At 39.0% G+C, this 17,821-nt stretch carries 14 protein-coding genes; 1 reads left to right on the top strand and 13 read right to left on the bottom strand.

Features of this window, described 5'->3' with window-relative positions; all coding sequences use genetic code 11:
* The 12 genes from ASC42_RS07545 to ASC42_RS07490 form a co-directional block, all read right to left on the bottom strand.
* Positions 1-777, bottom strand: coding sequence for an ABC transporter ATP-binding protein (locus tag ASC42_RS07545; protein WP_055441240.1), 777 nt, complete (start codon positions 775-777; stop codon positions 1-3).
* Positions 758-2,044, bottom strand: a complete 1,287-nt coding sequence (locus tag ASC42_RS07540; protein WP_055441239.1) for a branched-chain amino acid ABC transporter permease — start codon at positions 2,042-2,044, stop codon at positions 758-760. The genes ASC42_RS07545 and ASC42_RS07540 overlap by 20 nt, the downstream gene beginning before the upstream one ends.
* Positions 2,045-2,053: 9 nt before the next feature.
* On the bottom strand, positions 2,054-3,040 hold the full coding sequence (locus ASC42_RS07535; RefSeq protein ID WP_055441238.1) for a branched-chain amino acid ABC transporter permease: 987 nt from the start codon (positions 3,038-3,040) through the stop codon (positions 2,054-2,056).
* A gap of 127 nt (positions 3,041-3,167) precedes the next feature.
* The gene (locus tag ASC42_RS07530; RefSeq protein WP_055441237.1) at positions 3,168-4,373 is read right to left on the bottom strand and encodes a branched-chain amino acid ABC transporter substrate-binding protein; all 1,206 of its coding nucleotides are present in this window, start codon (positions 4,371-4,373) and stop codon (positions 3,168-3,170) included.
* A gap of 311 nt (positions 4,374-4,684) precedes the next feature.
* Positions 4,685-5,854 carry a sugar ABC transporter permease gene (locus ASC42_RS07525; protein WP_003395963.1) on the bottom strand — a complete coding sequence of 390 codons (1,170 nt, stop codon included), beginning with the start codon at positions 5,852-5,854 and terminating at the stop codon, positions 4,685-4,687.
* 3 nt (positions 5,855-5,857) lie between these two features.
* Positions 5,858-7,366 carry a xylose ABC transporter ATP-binding protein gene (locus ASC42_RS07520; RefSeq protein WP_055441325.1) on the bottom strand — a complete coding sequence of 503 codons (1,509 nt, stop codon included), beginning with the start codon at positions 7,364-7,366 and terminating at the stop codon, positions 5,858-5,860.
* 60 nt (positions 7,367-7,426) lie between these two features.
* Positions 7,427-8,509, bottom strand: coding sequence for a D-xylose ABC transporter substrate-binding protein (xylF, locus tag ASC42_RS07515; protein WP_035046949.1), 1,083 nt, complete (start codon positions 8,507-8,509; stop codon positions 7,427-7,429).
* A 179-nt stretch (positions 8,510-8,688) separates the two neighbouring features.
* Positions 8,689-9,921: a helix-turn-helix domain-containing protein gene (locus ASC42_RS07510; RefSeq protein ID WP_055441236.1), complete on the bottom strand. Its 1,233-nt coding sequence runs from the start codon at positions 9,919-9,921 to the stop codon at positions 8,689-8,691.
* Positions 9,896-11,338: a sensor histidine kinase gene (locus tag ASC42_RS07505; protein WP_055441235.1), complete on the bottom strand. Its 1,443-nt coding sequence runs from the start codon at positions 11,336-11,338 to the stop codon at positions 9,896-9,898. Before ASC42_RS07505 ends, ASC42_RS07510 begins: the two co-directional genes overlap by 26 nt.
* Positions 11,335-12,321, bottom strand: coding sequence for a sugar-binding protein (locus ASC42_RS07500; protein WP_055441234.1), 987 nt, complete (start codon positions 12,319-12,321; stop codon positions 11,335-11,337). The genes ASC42_RS07505 and ASC42_RS07500 overlap by 4 nt, the downstream gene beginning before the upstream one ends.
* Positions 12,322-12,399: 78 nt before the next feature.
* Positions 12,400-14,085 carry a methyl-accepting chemotaxis protein gene (locus tag ASC42_RS07495; protein WP_245191157.1) on the bottom strand — a complete coding sequence of 562 codons (1,686 nt, stop codon included), beginning with the start codon at positions 14,083-14,085 and terminating at the stop codon, positions 12,400-12,402.
* Between the two features lie 72 nt (positions 14,086-14,157).
* A complete protein-coding gene (locus tag ASC42_RS07490) occupies positions 14,158-15,057 on the bottom strand; it encodes a DMT family transporter (protein ID WP_055441232.1) in 900 nt (299 codons plus the stop codon).
* A 160-nt stretch (positions 15,058-15,217) separates the two neighbouring features.
* Here ASC42_RS07490 and ASC42_RS07485 point away from each other — a divergent pair, with 160 nt between their 5' ends.
* Positions 15,218-16,561, top strand: coding sequence for a TrkH family potassium uptake protein (locus tag ASC42_RS07485; RefSeq protein ID WP_055441231.1), 1,344 nt, complete (start codon positions 15,218-15,220; stop codon positions 16,559-16,561).
* Between the two features lie 11 nt (positions 16,562-16,572).
* Here ASC42_RS07485 and ASC42_RS07480 read toward each other — a convergent pair whose 3' ends face one another.
* Positions 16,573-17,766, bottom strand: coding sequence for an MFS transporter (locus ASC42_RS07480; protein ID WP_055441230.1), 1,194 nt, complete (start codon positions 17,764-17,766; stop codon positions 16,573-16,575).
* Between the last annotated feature and the right edge of the window lie 55 nt (positions 17,767-17,821).

The following is a 17,821-nucleotide window of genomic DNA, read 5'->3' as shown; positions in this document are numbered from 1 at the left end:
CTATGATGCTGTTGTCGCTCCTTTGCCTAAATAAGCTTCAATCACTTTTTCGTTGTTTCGAATGTCATTCGGTGTTCCTTCAGCAATTTTTTCCCCATGATCTAACACAATAATATGTTCAGAAATTTCCATAACAAGTTTCATATCATGTTCAATTAAAATGATCGTTAGTTGTAATTGTTCGCGCATATGGTGAATGAGCTTGGTCAATTCTGCTGTCTCTTTCGGGTTCATTCCCGCAGCTGGCTCATCTAACAGCAACACTTTTGGCTTTGTCGCTAATGCGCGGGCAATTTCAAGTTTCCGTTGTGCCCCATACGGCAAATTTTTCGCCTCTTCGTTATAAAGCGACTCTAACCCAACGTATTGCAAAAGGCGATACGCTTCTTGCTTCGCTTCTTTTTCCTCTTTGCGCATAAGTGGCGTGGAAAACATCGTATGAAATAACCCGCTCCGCAAATGTGTATGCATGCCAACCATGACGTTTTCTAAAACTGTCATCGCTCCGAACAAACGAATGTTTTGGAACGTGCGCGAAATGCCTTTTTGTGCGACTTGATGCGGTTTTAAACCAACGATTGACTCACCGTTTAGTAAAATATCGCCACTCGTCGGCTGATATACACCTGTCACCATGTTAAACAACGTCGTCTTTCCTGCACCGTTCGGTCCAATGACTGCTGTAATTGATCCTTTTTGTACGTCCATATTAATATTGCTGTTTGCCGTAAGTCCACCAAATTGTTTCGTTAATTGTTTAACCGTTAAAATAGACATCTTTCGCCCCCTCCTTTCCATCTACCATATTCGTTGCACCGCTTTTTAACTCTTTTTCGTCAAAACGAGGGTTTTTTGCTGGCAATAACCCTTGTGGCCGGTACAAAGCGAATAAAATTAAAATGACTCCGAAAATAAATCGTTGCATTTTCGCAGGAGATAGCGCATCTGGAATACTGACCACTCCGCTCAAACTGAGTTGGTTCAACCAGTTTGTTAGCTCTGTAAGCACTTGAAGATTTAAAATCGTTACAAGCGCCGCACCGAGTATAACACCTGGGACGCTACCCATTCCTCCTAAAATGACCATGACGAGAATTGTAATGGATTCAAGCAACGTAAAGCTTGTCGGATCAACAAACGTCTGTTTTGCGGCAAAGACGACGCCCATCATTCCTGAAAATGAAGCGCCCACAGCAAACGCCATCAACTTCGTACGGACGAGTGGAATGCCCATCGCTTGTGCAGCAATCTCATTTTCGCGCACTGCTTTCCACGCTCGTCCAATTTTTGAATACTCTAATCGTCGAACGACAAAAATGGTAAACAGTAAAATAACTAATACGACATAATAAAATTGACTTGGGTACATGAACTCTAGTCCAAACAACTTTGGCGGTTGGACAGAAGCAAGTCCCATCGCCCCGTTTGTAATGTTGACCGGTTTATCTAAGTTATTAAAAATAATGCGAATGATTTCCCCAAATCCAAGTGTCACAATGGCTAAATAATCACCTTTTACACGCAACACTGGAATGCCTAGTAATATTCCAAATATCGCAGCGACAATGCAACCGATAATTAAAAATACCCAAAAGCTTTCTCCCGATAACGGATATTGCCCAAATGGCATAAAGTTATTTGCTTGCGTTGTGGCAAAAATACCATACGTATAAGCGCCAATCGCAAAGAAGGCAACAAATCCTAAATCTAATAGGCCGGCAAGGCCAACGACAATGTTTAAACCGAGCGCCATGGCGATATAAATTCCAACTAACGTCGCCACTTCCATATACGATTGATATGCTTCTCCTTGACTAGCGGCTAATGGCAGTAGTACGCTTAATACGACAATGCCTATCACCCATTTCACGCGATGAGAAAACGTTGTGAAATGTAAAAATAAAAGCGAGGAAAGCAAAAGTAAAAAAGCAACAACCGATTTTTGCGCTAAATATAAGCTAATAAATGTTATGACAATATATACAGCGATCACAATTGCCTGAAGGCGTTTATTTTGCTCCAATACGTTCAGCCATTTTTTCATGTTGACCACCTACACTTTCTCGATAGACACTTTTCCGAATAGTCCTTCTGGCTTAAAGATGAGAACCATGATTAAAATAGAAAAAGCAAACACGTCTTTGTACTCTGCTCCTAATATACCGTTAGAAATGATTGGTAAGTTAGCTGCTGCAAACATTTCAAGCAACCCGAGAACAATGCCACCGAACATGGCTCCACGAATGTTTCCGATCCCCCCTAATACTGCCGCGGTAAAAGCTTTCAAGCCTAAAATAAAACCAATGTATGGATCAATCGTTCCGTATTGAATCGCAAAAAGAACACCGGTTGCTCCTCCTAGCGCAGAGCCAATAAAAAACGTTAAAGCGATGACTTTGTTGACATTTACACTCATCAGTGCAGCCGTTTCACGATCTTGGGCAACAGCACGCATTGCCATTCCCCATTTTGTTTTATTCACAAAAAAGTCAAGCGTCACCATCATGACAACGGCTGTAACTAAAACGATAAAAAATGAGGACTTAACTGAGGCATCATGAAATCCTGACCAGATAGAGGAAGCCGAAATACTTACTTGTCCGGTAAACAAGCTTGGACCGGTTAAAATGTAGTTTCCTTTTTTCAACTCTGTAATAAAACGGACAAAATCTTGCAATAAAAATGAAATACCGATTGCTGTAATAAGGGTAATTAATTTTGGAGCGCTTCGTAACGGACGATATGCAACTCGTTCAATTCCCATGCCAAGCAATCCTGTCACAATCGATGTCGCCACAAGGACGAGAAGTAAAGACAGCAGTATAGGCATAGACGATAGCCAACCAAAAGCGGAAAACGATAAGAAAAGAGCTGTGCCAACAAATGCACCTGTCATAAAAATTTCCCCGTGTGCGAAGTTAATAAGCTCTAAAATGCCGTACACCATTGTATATCCGAGGGCAACAATCGCGTATACAGCTCCCAATGCTAATCCATCAATGACGACTTGAGGCAATGTTTGTAGCACATGTTCGATCATATGTCGTTCCTCCATTTCCTTGTCTTTATATAAAATTACCTAATCCCTTTTCCTATCAATAACATGTAAAAAAATTATAAGAAAAGGGTACGGCAAACTGTCATACCCTTTTCAAACGTATTTATCTTTATTGGCTTACCTCATCTTCTAATCGTGCTGGATACGTTGCTTCTTCAAATTTGTAAATGTAAATTTTCGCGTATTTGTTGTCCCCTTTTTCATCGAAGCTTACTTTCGTCACAACCCCTTCATAATCTTGCACTTTCCGAACAGCACCAGCTACTTGTTCGCGAGTAGGGAGTTTATTTCCATTCGCTTTAATTGCCTCTTCAATCGCTTTTAACAAGACAGCCATTGCGTCATACCCATAAGCAGAGTACGATTCAATATTTTTACCAAACTTTTGCTTGTACTTTTCTGCAAATTGCTTTCCAGCTTCTGTCGCCGTTGCTACACCTGCTGCTGATGTAATGAACGTATTTTTCACCGCGTCGCCTGCAATTTCAACAAGTGTAGAAGAGTCCATTCCATCTCCACCCATAAACGGTACGGTAATGCCTTTATCACGCGCCTGTTTAATTAACATTCCACCCTCTGTGTACATCCCACCGAAATACACAAGATCCGGCTTTTTCGCAAGCACTTGGTTTAGTACACCGTTAAAGTCTTTTTCACCAATTGTAATTCCTTCAAATCCGACAATTTCAGCACCTGCTTCTTCCGCTCCTTTTTTGAATGCTTCCGCTAATCCTGTACCGTATGCCGTTTTATCTTGAATGATAAAAATTTTCTTCGCTCCTAATTTTTCAACAGCAAATTTTGCACCTGCTGGACCTTGAAAATCATCGCGTGCACAAATGCGGTTCACCGTTTTTAAGCCACGATCTGTCACATCTGTTGCTGTGTTTGCTGGGGAAACCATTGGAATGTTATATTTCTCGTAAATTTCTGAAGATGGAATCGCAACGCCCGAATTCAAATGTCCAACGACACCTAAAACTTGTTGATCCGCTCCAATGAGTTGAGCATTAGCTACCCCTTTTTTCGGATCTGCTTGATCGTCATATGGAACAAGCTCCAATTTAAACCCTAATTTTTCGAACTTTTCTTTTTGTTCTTCTAAAGCAAGCTGAGCTCCAAGTTTAATCGATTCACCTAACGTCGCTGCTCCACCAGACAGAGGGCTTTGAGTGGCAATTTTAATGACTGTACCCCCTCCACCTTCCCCGTTGTTTTTCGATGTTTGCGACGTTTTATCCGCCGAACAACCAGTCAACAAACCAATCGCAAGCGTAGCGGATGTGAAAATAGAAAACACCTTTTTCCTTTTCATGCAAATCCCCCTTTTTATTTTCAAAAAATTTAATATTTTCACAACAATAATATAATATGAATCTTCTGAATATACAAGATGTATTTTCAAAAATATGAGAGAAAAGATATAAATCAAAAACTGATGATTATAACAATACGTGCCATCTCTCTTTCTATTTATTTTCGTTTTCTGGAGTTGAGGAGAAACAAAATGAAATGTATGAATACATTACCGTTAACAATATACCTCTAAAATATTTCCATTTTCATACAAAAAACCGGAAAGTCAGCATCGCCTGGCCTTCCGGTCGCCCCTCTTTAATCTATTTTTTAATTTGTTTTCCGCTTTCGACTAGCAATATCAATCCAAACCGCTAAAATTAAAATGCTCCCTTTTACGATATATTGCCAAAATGTTTCCATACCTAACAATGACATTCCATTATCAAGCGATGTCATGACCATCGCACCGATGATCGCACCGATGATTGTACCAGATCCGCCCATTAAGGATGTTCCACCGATGACGCAGGCGGCGATGGCATCTAGCTCGTACATTTGACCGGCTGAAATCGTTGCTGAAGATAAACGAGCTGTTAAAACGAGCGCAGCAATTGCTGAAAGTAATCCAGTAAAGACAAATAGCATCATCGTATGACGTTGAATGTTAATTCCAGATAAACGAGCTGCTTCCGCATTGCCACCGATTGCATATACATGTCGACCAAATGTCGTTTTCGTCGCTATAAATGAGAAAATAAGCGCTAGTGCAATGACAAAAATAATAGGGAACGGAATTCCTTTATAACTATTCATCGTAAGAACAAAAGCTAAAATCAGTATACTAATAACAAACAGTTTGGCCATCTCAAGCGGCAATGGCGAAACAGTAAAACCGTATTGTTGCCTTGATTTACGCTTACGAAACGTAGAAACAAATAGAGAAACAATAGCGATTACCGCAAGTACAATACCGAACACGTTCGTAAAATACGCACTTCCTAATGCAATGAACTTCGCATCGAAAATCGGAATAGTTGTTGATTTCGTAATCCCCATTAACGCCCCACGGAAAATCATCATTCCGCCTAGCGTGACAATAAAGGCAGGAATGGCTCGATAGGCGACTAGCCATCCTTGCACAAGGCCAACAAGGGCTCCTGCAATCAATGTACATACAATAACAACTGATGTTGGCATTCCCATCCAATTGCTTAAAATAGCAGCAATGCCTCCTGTGAAGCCGACGATTGAACCGACGGAAAGGTCAATGTGTCCCGCAACAATAACGAGTACCATCCCGATTGCCAAAATCGCAGTAACTGACATTTGTGTAAATAAGTTAGATAAGTTTCGTGCACTTAAAAATGTTTCATTTAACATTCCGAAAAAAATCCAAATGGCAACGAGGGCACCGATCATCGTATAGGCGCGAATATCTACTTTGCCAAGTATATTTTTCTTTTTTTGTTGCCGTTCAATAACTGCTTTGACTTCCACGACTCATTCCCCTCCTGTCGCTGCCATCATAATATTTTCTTGTGTTGCTTCATCGTGCGACAACTCTTTTACGATTCGTCCTTCACGCATAACATAAATGCGATCGCTCATCCCTAAAATTTCTGGAAGCTCAGAAGAAATCATCATGATAGCAACGCCTTCTTCAGCTAATTTATTCATTAAATGATAAATTTCATATTTTGCCCCGACATCAATGCCGCGCGTAGGTTCGTCTAATATTAAAAGTTTTGGCTTTGCCATTAGCCATTTCGCTAATACGACTTTTTGTTGATTTCCTCCGGATAATGTACCGACTGTTGTTTCTAACGAAGCCGTCTTCGTTTTTAATTCATCGACGTATTTTTGACTCCATTTTAATTCTTCATTTTGATTGATCACTTGTAAGCGGCTAATATTTTTTAAGCTAGCTAATGTCGTATTTGTTTTCACATCCATTCCAAGTATAAGCCCCAACCTTTTGCGGTCTTCTGTGACGAGTGCAATACCTGATCGAATCGCATCTTGTACCGAACGAATGTGCACTTGTTTCCCTTCCAACCACACTTGCCCTTCTGCTTTTCCTTCGTATGCACCGAATAAACTCATCGCGAGTTCCGTTCGTCCTGCCCCCATTAAACCAGCAATTCCGACGATTTCTCCGGCACGAACAGTCATACGAATATTGTCGTTGACTTTCATCGGCTTTTCTTTATGCCAAACAGAATAATTTTTTACTTCTAATACGACATGTCCTGGTGTTTTTTTGACATACGGATAACGCTCTGTCAACTCGCGTCCAACCATAAGTGCAACAACTTCGTCTTCATTCGTTTCCGCTCGCGAAAGCGTCGCAATCGACTTTCCATCGCGCAATACGGTAATTGAATCCGCAAGTCGAAACACTTCCGGCATTTTATGAGAAATATAAATGCATGCAACGCCTTGTTCGCGCAGTTGTTCTAAAATACCCATTAAAATTTCAACTTCGCTCTCTGTTAACGCAGCTGTAGGTTCATCTAGAATTAAAATGTTAGCTTGTTTTGCTAGCGCTTTTGCAATTTCAACTAATTGCTGTTGACCAATGCCAAGGGAATGAATTTTAGTTTGTGGAGAAATGGTTAATCCGACTTTCTTTAACCATTTTTCTGCTTCATAATACAATTGATCCCATTGGATGATGCCAAATTTACGCGGCTCTCGCCCTAAAAAAATGTTTTCACCAACTGTCATTTCTTTTACAAGCGCAAGCTCTTGATGAATGATCGCAATACCTGCTTGTTCCGCATCGACAATATTTCGAAAAGAAACAGGCGTGCCGTCAATGCGAATTTCACCTTCATACGTGCCAGCTGGATACAGCCCACTTAACACTTTCATCAACGTTGATTTCCCTGCTCCGTTTTCACCACAAAGCGCGTGAATCTCCCCTTTTTTCACTTTGAAGCTGACACGATCAAGCGCTTTCACACCGGGAAACTCTTTCGTAATATTTATCATCTCTAATGCATACATCCATGTCACTCCCGTTGTATCATGTTGAAAAGAAGGGTCTGGCAAAGCCAGCCCCTATTTTCATTGTTTTGGCCATTGATCTTTCGGTACGTTTTTAAACACGTCCTCTAGTTTGTGATAGCCATCTTTAATGACTGTATCCAACACGTTCTCTTTTGTTACTGCAATTGGATCAAGCAATACAGATGGAACATCGATTTTGCCGTTTGATACAGTTTGATTCGTTTCGATTTTTTCACCTTTCGCTAATGCAACGGCCATTTCTGCCGCTTTCGTCGCAATAGCTTTAATTGGTTTATATACTGTCATCGTTTGCGTTCCTTCAACGATACGTTGCAATGCGGCCAATTCTGCGTCTTGTCCTGAGACCGGCACTTTTCCTGCTAATCCTTGTGCCGCTAAAGCTTGAATAACACCACCCGCTGTGCCATCATTCGCTGCGACAACTGCTTGAATGTTGTTGTTATTTGCTGTTAATGCGTTTTCCATGTTTTTTAATGCTTCTTCTGGTTTCCAATCTTTTGAGAATTGGTCGTAAACAATTTTAATGTCGCCTTTTTCTTCAAGTGGCTTTAATACGTTCATCGCTCCTTGGCGGAATAAATGAGCGTTGTTATCTGTATCTGCTCCACCGATATAAACATAGTTTCCTTTTGGCGCTTTTTCTACAATGGCTTGTGCTTGCATTTCACCGACACGCACGTTGTCAAATGAAACGTAATAGTCTACTTCCGCATTTTTAATTAAACGGTCATAAGAAATAACCGGAATTCCTTCTTTATGTGCCTTTTCTACGATCGCTGCGGACGCCTCGGCGTTATGAGGTACAACAACGAGAACATCAACGCCCTCTGAAATGAGTTGTTCTGCCTGGCTCAACTGCGCAGCATCGTCTCCGTTTGCTGCTAGCGTTTTCACTTCCGCACCGAGTTCTTTCACTTTTGCTTCAAACAATTCTTTATCCCTCTGCCAACGCTCTTCTTTCAACGTATCCATCGAAAAACCGATGACAATTTTATCATCGTCTTTTTTCGTCGATTCGCTTCCCCCTTCGTTTCCTGAAGATACAACACCGCATGCTGTTAGTGCAGACGCTAACACAAATGTTGCCGCTCCCTTTGCGACATGTTTCCACCACTTCACACGTATTCCCCCTTGTTTTTCATATGATTTACATGTTAAGCGTAACACAGGAAAAAGAAAGCGTTTTCTTTCTTTTCTTCACTTATTTGCGATATATTCGCACAATTTAAGCGCTTCCATCGCAACAAAAACAAACAAACTAGCATTTTTTTGTGATAAAACAAAAAAATGCGAGCGCTTTACGAACGCCCGCATACTTGTTGCCGATATTCGGTTGGTGTCATATTTGTCACTTTTTTAAACACACGGCTAAAATAGTTTGGGTCTTTATATCCTACGCGATAACATGCTTCTTTCACGGTTAATCCTTCGTCACGCATAAACTGCTTCGCTTTTTCAATACGTAAGTTTGTTAAATAGTCAATAAACGTCTGTCCCGTTTCCTTTTTAAATAGTTTACTAAAATAGTACGGTGTCAAATGAACGTATTTTGCGACTTCTTCAAGCGTCACATCATAGCAATAGTTTTCATGCAAAAACAGTTCGACTTGCTCAATGACGCTGCCGTTTGTTTTCAAATTGATTTGTTCCACTTCATCCGTTATCGGAACATCGTCAATATGCATCACTCGGCTAAATGACGATAAATAGCATACAGCTGTCTGCGCTTCTTTGTATGAACGTTTCAATCCGTCAATGCTTGACTGTACCGTTCCAATTCCGATTTTTACTCGCTGCTTCAGTTCTTTCTCAAGGTGCTTTAGCAACGATTGAACGGACGAAATAACATGCTCATGTGGTTGACTTTCAATAAAAATGGCTATTTGCTTTTGACTAAGCGGACTGCATAAACAACGTCGATAGCGTTTTACACATTGTTTCACTGTTTCTTCCCACTTTTCACGCTCATATGCATCGTTTTTTTCCAATTCAATAACGATGGCGTACGCGCATTCAAATTCTATACCACTAAACGTATGTGCAGAGCATTCGTCCATCTTCCCCATCAATAACCATGTCCAAGCTGTTTCACTTAACATTTGCAACTGAACAAGCTTTTCACGAGCAATTAATTGTTGTTCGCGCATCGCTTGTTCTTCCATAATTTGATGTAACAATTTTTGTAACAGATCAGTGATTTGCTGCTTTTTAGCTGGTTTTAACACGTATTCGCTTACACCTAAAGAAATAGCTTCTTTCGCGTATGTAAAGTAATCATATGCTGTTAAAATTGCAACTTTTGCTTGCGCATCTATCTTTCGAATTTCAGCAATAGCTTCAAGTCCTTGAATGCCCGGCATTTTTATATCCATGAAAATAATGTGTGGACGATGTTTTTCTACTTGCTGAATCGCACTTCGACCATGTTCGGCATGAAAAATCGTAAACATATGTGGAAATGCCCGCTCGATCATCAATTGCAATCCTTCCCGCTCTAGCGGTTCATCATCGGCAATAAGTAGCTTGTACATCGCTTTCCCTCCTTGGCAGTCGCAAAATAATGGCAGTTCCTTCGTTTGGTGCACTTTGTATATCAAGTATTTTTTCTACCCCATAAAAAAGTTGGAGACGTCTCAGCACATTTTCTAATCCAAGTCCTGTCGAATGGCCCGTTTTCGTTAATGAATACGATGCATTCATAATCGCTTTTTGCACATCATACGGCATTCCTACACCGTTGTCTGCTATCGTCACTTGAATACAGTTTCTTTTTTGCTCGATGATTAATTGAATTTTCGCCCCTTTTTCCATTCCTTCAATCCCATGAATAAAAGCATTTTCGATGAGCGGTTGCAACGTTAAGCAAGGAATCGGTTGATCCAAACACGCTTCATCTACTTCAAGCTGAAAAGAAACACGATCACGAAATCGAGCTTTTTGAATCGCAAAATATTCTTTCGCATGCTCTACTTCTTCACGCAACGTAACAGGTTGATCTAACTTTCTTAAGTTATATCTCAACAAATTAGATGTCGAAATAGTCAGCTCGCTTGTTTGCTCTGCTCCTTCAATATAGGCTAGCTTTGAAATGACATTTAGCGTATTAAATAAAAAATGAGGATTAATTTGACTTTGAAGCGCTTTTAACTCGAATTCACGTACAAGTTTTTCTTTTTCTAATATTTCCATATTTTTTGATATTAATATGCGCAAGTTTTCAATCATATGTTGAAATGTTTTACCGAGCAAGCCGATTTCATCATGCCCATGGAAGCGAGGAATACGCGCGTCTAGTTGACCGGCTGATATTTTTTTCGCCGCATGAACGAGATGATGGATTGGAATGACAATTGTCCGTGATAACCATATGGCAAATACAATGCTTAAAATCGTTGTTAAAGTAAAAAGCATTCTACCTAGTGCATTCATTTGTGACGTATGCTGTAATATTTGTTTGTATACTGGTTGATATAAGTTCAGCTCAACATCAACGAGCGCTTGGCTATCTTCGCGAATAAACGAAGCAATCTTTTCAATTTCATTGTACTGATCGGCATAGCCTGTGAATTGTTGTTTTGTTAGTTGATGAATAATCGCTCGTTCTAAATCGAGAAAGACATAAACCATATTTTTGTAGTTTTCGAGCGTGAACGCATCATTTCCTTCCAATTGTCTTTCGGTTAACTCACGGTGCAACTTTTCGAGTCGTTTTTTATGTTCGATAAGCTGCTTATAATTGTATTCATCTTGGTGAATTAAGTATCTACTTAAAAAACGTACATTTTCTTGTGTCTCAAGCGAAATTTGTTTATATAAAAAGATGCGTTGCATCATGACATCATAGCTTTCTTGTACTTTTTTTCCGCTTTGAAAAATAAAAAACGCGATACAATTCAATAGAAGAACGAGAAGCGGAATAAAAACAAACAATTTCGTCCGAATTTTCATTTGTTTCTCCCCTGCTGAATGTTTTGGTAGTCAATCACTCCCGTGGCTGTAAAATGCTCTTTGTCAATTTGTTTGCCAGAAAGGTGATCAGCCATGAGCTTCACTGCCGAATATCCCATATCATAAGGTTTTTGAACGACCGTTGCGACAATATCTCCTTCTTTAATCGCTTCCATCGTTTCTTCTACATCGTCAAAACCGAAAATTTGAATGTCTTCACGGTGCAAGTTTTTTATCGCCATCCGAATACCAATCGCATCTAGCGCACTTGTGCCAACCATAACAGAAATATTCGGATGTTTTCTTAACATTTGTTCTGCTTGAATAGACGCTTGAATGCGCGAAATATTTGATGAGGCAACGGAAACGACTTTTAAACGTGGATATTCGGTAATAACAGATAAAAACCCTTGTAAGCGCAGACGTTGGTTTTCTGATGTATCCGTCCCAATCATAATCCCAATCTCTTGTTTTCCTTCTACCCTGGAAGCAACTTCCTGTCCAAGCAATCGACCAGCTTCAAAATTATTTGTTCCAACATAAGCGATACGGCGGCTCTTTGGAGCATCTGCATCAATTGTAATTACAGGTATATTTCGTGAAATAGCTTTGTCAATAAGTGGTGTAAACGCTTCATCTTTTAAATTTTGAACAATAATGCCATCGACACGAGAAGCAATCGCTTTTTCGAGTAATTTCACTTGCTCCTCGATGCTTGTTCGGAGAGGGCCGATGTATTCAATATTTACATCATACTGTTTTCCTGCTTCCTTCGCTCCTTGTTCAATTTTTCGCCAATATGGATTATCAAACTCTTGGGATATTAAAATCACATGTGGGAAGTGTGACATCATTTTTTGTTCATGTTGTAGTTTTGCTACAGTTTTTTCAAGCTGTTTTGTTACGGTGATAAAGTGAAAAAAAACATATAAAAACAAAACGAGCAATATAATAAGGCTGATTGTCCATTTTTTTTGTGCCATTGTCTTCACCTAATTTTACTATAGTTCTTTTTGATAACGTTTACAATTGTTTTTGAAGCGACAGGTTGCCTGCCGCTTTTATACAATAAATCGATTAGTCGTTTCTTTCATCTTTTCTGCAATATCATACAACCGTTGAGCTGTTGCGGCTACTTCTTCGGCTGATGCAGTTAACTCTTCTGACGAGGCGGTGACTTCTTCTGTTGCTGCTGAATTTTCTTCAGCTACTGCGCTAATTTGCTCAATGCGGACAATAACTTTGTCTTTTTCTTTAACGATTTCATCCATTGCTTGTTCAGTTGAAACAATAAGAGGAGCGATACGGCTAATGGATGTTAAAATGTCAGCAAATGAACGTACCGTTTTTTCAACGGCATTCGCTTGGTCCTTAATAAAGAGATGCACTTCACTTGATGTATAAATGACATCATCTGTATTTTTGCTAATTGAGGTAATGAGCTGAACAATGTCTTCCGTAAATGATTTCGACTGTTCAGCTAATTTACGCACTTCATCCGCAACAACCGCAAATCCTTTCCCTGCTTCTCCAGCACGTGCTGCCTCAATGGCAGCATTTAGAGCTAATAAGTTGGTTTGATCCGAAATCGTCGAAATCATTTCTGTAATTCCACTTATTTTTTGTACGGATGCCGTTAATGTTTGAACGTGGTTTGTTACCGTTTCAAACGCTCGTTTAATTTGATCGATGGTTTCTATTAATACATCCATTTCTTTTTTACCGATATCTGCCCGTTCAGACGTATGAAGTGCTTCTTGCTTTACATTCGCCAGCTCTACATACACACGTTCAACTTTTTCAGTTAAGTAAGAAAGTGAATGAGTCATGTCAGCTAAATCGTTCGCTTGTGACGCTGCCCCTTGCGATACTTGTTCCATCGTTGCCGCCACTTCTTCCGTAGAGGCAGACATTTGTTGTGAAGTAGCAGATAGGGCACCTGATTGTTGGTCAATCGCATCTGCTTGTTCTTGGATATGAACAGCTATCTTTCGGAGCGCTTGTTTCGTTTCTGCAAGGGAACGTGCCATTTCACCAAATTCATCTGTTGCACCGAGAAGTTTTTCAGGCAACGGCTTACTAAAGTCACCGCTAGCTATTTGTTCAAGATGTTGTTTTGCAATATGTAACGGTTTCATAATTCGAATGGAAATAAATAAGTGATATGCCATTACTCCAACAATGACAAACAATGTAGAAATAGCAATGACTTTGACAATAACGCTATTAATCTCTTGATTGACGATTTGCTTTGGCATGCCGACAAAAAACATACCAATGACTTCACCACGCTCGCTCTTCATTGGCAAATAACTCGTTACATACGATTTTCCAAGCACGTTCGCTTCACCGATATAGCGATTTTGTTTTTTTATGACTTCTTGTACAACTTTCGGATCAGCCTTTGTCCCTATTTGTCTTTGGCCATCTTTCATGACTGTTGTTGCCACACGTTCGTCGTTCAGAAAAATAGTACTATCTGCACCAACAACTTCCTTTATGTAGTCGACAACTTCCTCGTTTTCGTTCATTTTTATTTCCCCTTTATATAGTGCCCCCTCTTTTATTTGCCATGCTCCAGGAAATTTTGCATCAATTAGTTGCAGAGCAAGTTGAGCGTTCGTCGTCATTATTTTGTTCGCAATCAATGATTGAAATTGAACATAAATGATACCGTTAATTAGTCCAACTAACAAAAAAACGGTAAGAATGTATACAGCTACAATTTTTCCACGCGTTTTCACCATTCTCTCCTCCATTTTTGTGAATTCATGAGCAACACTATTTTATCAAATAAGAAAAAAACAAACATTTATTTTTTACGAAGAGGACACGATTTTTTGTTTTCCTAAAAGAATAACTGTTGTAATAATTAATAGACTGCCAAGCGTTTGAAAAAAGCCGAACGATACGTGTAAAAATAAAACAGAAGCAATAATAGCCGACAAAGGCTCTACACTAGATAAAATACTTGATTCTGTCGGAGATAAATATCTAATGCTTTCAATAAACAGTAAGAAAGCAAGTAACGTTCCACATATGACAATAAATAAAATCGAAACAATCGTTGGAAAATCTAGCGTGAAAAATGGCCCCAAAAACGAACGTACGATCGGAATCATAACAACTCCTCCAACTACCATCGCCCAACCGACAATAATAAGTGAGTCCCATTTTTTTAATAGTTTTGCTGAACAAATCGTATAAAATGCAAGAAGCACACCTGATACAATTCCCCATAAAAATGCGGGAAAGGAGATACTTAATGCACTTAATTTTCCATTTGTTAACAACAAAAATATCCCACAAGTAGCTAAAATGAGCGCACCCCAGATCGAAACAGATGGATGTTTCCGCTCACGTATCAAAAAATATAAGACAATGTAAATCGGTGCTAAATATTGTAATAACGTTGCAGCCGCAGCGTTTCCATATGCAATGGACAAAAAATACGTATATTGCACTCCAAGCATACCTACTAAGCTGAAAGAAATGAGTAACAGTCGACTATTTCTCTCACGCCAAATATGAAATAAAGGAATACCACGAAACGATGCGAAAGCTAATAAACAAAAACCGGAAGCGATCATTCGTACAAAAACAAGCCACTCTGTGGTTATATGTTTTTGCTGAAACACCCATTGTGCAGCTGTGCCGGAAAGTCCCCACATCGTTGCAGCAATAACAACCATCCATAATCCTTTTGTGCGTGTTGACATATCCCCCAACCTTTCTATCATTGGCTAGTTATCATTATAAAAAAACAAAAAATTTTGTAAATACAAATATTTCTTATTCAAAAAACATACTTGCATTCCTTTTCACCATTTGCCAAAATCAAAATATGTTTAAAACGAAAACATGCGAGGGAGTAAAACTGTGAAATCTCAAAAATTGTCGCGTCTATCTACCGTTCAGCTTATTGTTTTGTTTTACTTTGTAGCTGTTTGCATATCCACATTGTTACTATGGTTGCCTTTTTTCCATCAACCCGGTGTGAAGCTGAGCTTTGTTGATGCATTATTTACTGCTGTAAGCGCTATTAGTGTCACAGGACTTACCGTTGTATCAACGGTGGATACGTTTAATACACCTGGTGTATTTGTGCTTGCTTTTATTCTTCAATTTGGTGGCATCGGTATTATGGCACTTGGAACATTTATTTGGCTTATGTTCGGAAAAAAAATTGGATTTCGTGAACGCCAACTCATTATGACGGATCAAAATCGTTCGACCTTTGCTGGATTAGTAAAGTTAATGAAGGAGATTTTAACGCTCATTATTGCCATTGAAATGATTGGTGCCATCATTTTAGGTATATATTTTCTTCGTTACTTTCCGACGTGGAAGGAAGCGTTTTTTCAAGGCTTTTTTGCATCGGTGAGCGCAACGACAAACGCTGGATTTGACATTACAGGACAATCGCTTATTCCATTCGCTAATGATTATTTTGTTCAAACAGTACATATGATTTTGCTCGTCCTAGGGGCGATTGGATTTCCTGTGCTCATTGAAGTAAAAGAATTTTTATTTCATCGTCAAAAACGGCAATATCGTTTTTCGCTTTTCACAAAATTGACGACCGTCACATTTTTTCTACTTGTTTTATTTGGAACATGGGCGATTTTACTGATCGAATGGAATCGATTTTTTTCTAACAAAACATGGCACGAATCACTTTTTTATGCACTATTTCAATCCATTTCTTCTCGCAACGGTGGGCTAGCAACGATGGATGTTGCCGACTTTTCTGAACCGACGTTACTTGTTTTAAGTGCACTCATGTTCATCGGTGCTTCTCCAAGTAGCGTAGGGGGAGGGATTCGAACAACAACGTTTGCCATTATGATGCTATCTATTTTCTTTTATGCCAAAGGGAAAAACTCGATTAAAGTGTTTCAACGAGAAATTCATCATGAAGATATATTAAAATCATTTATCGTGTTCGGAACAGCTTTCATACTTTGTTTTTTAGCTATTGTGCTCCTTTCTTTTTCAGAGTCTTTCACAATGATTGAAATTGTCTTTGAAGTATGCTCCGCCTTTGGAACAACAGGCTTATCCATGGGCATCACGTCACAACTAAGCACATTTGGGAAGTTAGTTATTACAGTTTTAATGTTTATCGGACGAATTGGTATTTTATCGTTTTTATTCCTTATTCGTGGAAACAATCAAAAAGAATCGTATCATTATCCAAAAGAACGTATTATTATTGGTTAAGGCGAAAGGGCTTAAGCCCCTTCGCCTTTTAATACATTTCCTTTTTTTCTAAACAACGTGTACATAATTAATAAAAGCGATAGCATGCCAAACAAGACAACCATATATTCTAAACCGACTGTATCGAGCAACAATCCCGAAGCTAACAATACGGTTTGGAACGTCACGCGATCAAACATATTTTTAAATGAAAAAAATCGGCCGTGATATAACTTTGGGACAGTCGTTTGAAAAATCGTCGCAATCATCGGGAAAAAGCAACCGACACATATACCAAACAAACCAAACGAGACAAGTGAAACCCATTTAATATGAGCAAAATGCAAAGATAGTTGCGCAAAAGCAATGAAACAAGTTAATGCATACATCCATTTCACATACGTTTGTTCACGAGCGGCATACTTAATGAAAAAAGCTCCAAATAAAAATCCGATTCCTTCAATGGTATACAGCCATCCTTTAATTGACGAATCATGTTGCAATTCGCTAATGTTTATAACCATTAAATTAAATCCCCCAATAAACAACTGTGGCACAATCGTTAAAATAACCGCCATATAAACAATAGGTAGACTCTTAATAATTGGAAATATATCTGTAAATCGTTGTTTTTCTTTTACATAGTTTGTTGTTTCGCGCTTCTCTTCCTTTATATCAATAAAAAACGTAAGCAAAAATAGTAAAATATATGCAATCATTGATCCAACATATAACATTTGCAAACTCGTAATCATCAGAAGTGCACCACCAAAGGCGGTACCAAAAATACGTGATAAGGCTGAAATGTTCATATGTATACCATTGACAGTCATCAATTGTTTCTCATTTGCTACAACAAGCGGGATGATCGCTTGTAGCGTTGGAAAATAAAAAGATGCGGCCACTTGAATCAAAACCATAAAACAAACCATAAGAAAAATAGATTCGTATTTTAAAGCGAACAACATAAAAATGACGCTACATATACGTCCGATTCCAGCGTATAGGAGAATATGTTTTTTCATATATGTATCAATCCATTTTCCCGCTATCGGACTAACTATAACACTAGCAAACAAACCAGAAAATAAAATAAGCGACTTCACAAAGTCAGATGGAACATGCTTTTGCATAAACTCTAAATTTCCGATAATTCCAAGCCATAAACCAACCCCAACAATAAATTCTCCAATAAAAATGAGTATCACATTTTTATTTTTCCACATATATCGTTCCCCTTCTCTCACTTCCAATACATGTATTTTATTGTACAATAAAACG

The sequence above is a fragment of the Anoxybacillus suryakundensis genome, from assembly GCF_001418025.1.
Classification (GTDB): Bacteria; Bacillota; Bacilli; order Bacillales; family Anoxybacillaceae; genus Anoxybacillus; species Anoxybacillus tengchongensis.
Note: the sequence above shows the minus strand (reverse complement) of the source record. Positions and strands in the feature narration are given on the sequence as shown.

Bases quoted from the DNA above. Each gene is read 5' to 3' on its own strand.
- ASC42_RS07540 (WP_055441239.1), bottom strand. From the start codon at position 2,044: ATGAAAAAATGGCTGAACGTATTGGAGCAAAATAAACGCCTTCAGGCA.
- ASC42_RS07500 (WP_055441234.1), bottom strand. From the start codon at position 12,321: ATGGCACAAAAAAAATGGACAATCAGCCTTATTATATTGCTCGTTTTG.
- ASC42_RS07535 (WP_055441238.1), bottom strand. From the start codon at position 3,040: ATGATCGAACATGTGCTACAAACATTGCCTCAAGTCGTCATTGATGGA.
- ASC42_RS07480 (WP_055441230.1), bottom strand. From the start codon at position 17,766: ATGTGGAAAAATAAAAATGTGATACTCATTTTTATTGGAGAATTTATT.
- ASC42_RS07545 (WP_055441240.1), bottom strand. From the start codon at position 777: ATGTCTATTTTAACGGTTAAACAATTAACGAAACAATTTGGTGGACTT.
- ASC42_RS07520 (WP_055441325.1), bottom strand. From the start codon at position 7,366: ATGTATGCATTAGAGATGATAAATATTACGAAAGAGTTTCCCGGTGTG.
- ASC42_RS07490 (WP_055441232.1), bottom strand. From the start codon at position 15,057: ATGTCAACACGCACAAAAGGATTATGGATGGTTGTTATTGCTGCAACG.
- ASC42_RS07495 (WP_245191157.1), bottom strand. From the start codon at position 14,085: ATGGTGAAAACGCGTGGAAAAATTGTAGCTGTATACATTCTTACCGTT.
- ASC42_RS07510 (WP_055441236.1), bottom strand. From the start codon at position 9,921: ATGTACAAGCTACTTATTGCCGATGATGAACCGCTAGAGCGGGAAGGA.
- ASC42_RS07505 (WP_055441235.1), bottom strand. From the start codon at position 11,338: ATGAAAATTCGGACGAAATTGTTTGTTTTTATTCCGCTTCTCGTTCTT.
- ASC42_RS07530 (WP_055441237.1), bottom strand. From the start codon at position 4,373: ATGAAAAGGAAAAAGGTGTTTTCTATTTTCACATCCGCTACGCTTGCG.